General features: G+C 61.8%; 1 protein-coding gene. It reads left to right on the forward strand.

Translation table 11 applies throughout. From position 1 onward, the window contains the following. On the forward strand, nt 1-1,167 hold a 1,167-nt coding region (locus QMX91_RS31160; RefSeq protein ID WP_282413910.1), incomplete at its 5' end, for an autotransporter outer membrane beta-barrel domain-containing protein. Nucleotides 1,168-1,259: the final 92 nt, after the last annotated feature.

Consider the following 1,259-nt stretch of genomic DNA (forward strand, 5'->3'; position numbering starts at 1 on the left):
CAGCAACCTCAGCAACCTCAGCAACCTCAGCAACCTCAGCAACCTCAGCAACCTCAGCAACCTCAGCAACCTCAAGAGCCTGAGACACCTCGCCAACCAGATAAAGCCTCGGAAGCGGCCACACCTCAAAATACTGCCGTCACGGCCCTGATCGGCGCCAGCAAGCCGACGGCCAGCGTGGCCCTCGAACAACTCGCCGCCGGCAGCAACGCCAACCTCGCCAAAGCTACACTGAGCAGCGTCAATCCGCTCAGCGCCAGCATGCTCTCGGCCATGCATCAATTGGACGGCCGCCATGGCACGCAAGGATCGGGGAATACACCGCGGCTGGCGGCTGGCGGCGAAGGCAACGGGCGGGTCTGGCTGCAGGCTCTGGGAAATGGCGGCAAGGTCGACCGGGACGCCGACAGTGTCCTGAAGCATTCCACTCAAGGTCTGATCATGGGGGCCGACTGGCGAATCGACGAGCAATGGCATGTCGGCCTGATGGGCGCAAAAGCGCAAACCCGCTTCGATGCCCAACAGTTCGACGGCGATCTCGACAGTTGGTACCTCGGCGCCTACGCCCAGCGACAGGACGGCCCGTTCGCCCTGCGCCTGGGCGCCTCGTACGGCCATCATGACGGCAACGGCAAACGTCGCGTCGACTTCAATGGTTTCAGTGATCGGCTCAAGAGCAGCTATGACGCCAGTACCCAGCAGATCTTTGCCGAAGTCGGCTACAACCTCGGTCGCGGCAACGTCAGCATCGAACCGTTCGCCAGCGTGGGTTATCAACGCTACCAGCGTGACGGCTACACCGAGAAAGGTGGCGATGCGGCACTCAAGGTTCACGGGCAAACGCGGGCGAATCCGAGCAGCACCCTCGGCCTGCGCATGGCGAAAACCAGCCACCTTTCCAATGGCATGCAGCTGACGCCGCGCCTGAGCGCGAGCGTAAAACACACCTACGGTGAGCTCGACAACGAAACGCGCCAGCAACTGGTCAGGGGTGGCAAAAGCTTTGAAGTCACCGGAGCCGAGATGGATCGCAACAGCTTTACGCTGGATGCGGGTGTGGATCTGACTCTGTCCGCCCGCAACACCTTGGGCATTGGCCTCACTGGCGAGGCCGGCAACGACAGCCGCAGTTACGGCGTGACAGGCCAGTGGCGAATGGCGTTCTGATGAGTTGAGCCCCCCCTTGTAGGAGTGAGCCTGCTCGCGATAGCGGTAGATCAGTCGACGTACGTAGAAACCAATACACCGCTATCGCGAGC

Source organism: Pseudomonas sp. PS01299 (assembly GCF_029960145.1).
Lineage (GTDB): Bacteria > Pseudomonadota > Gammaproteobacteria > Pseudomonadales > Pseudomonadaceae > Aquipseudomonas > Aquipseudomonas putida_A.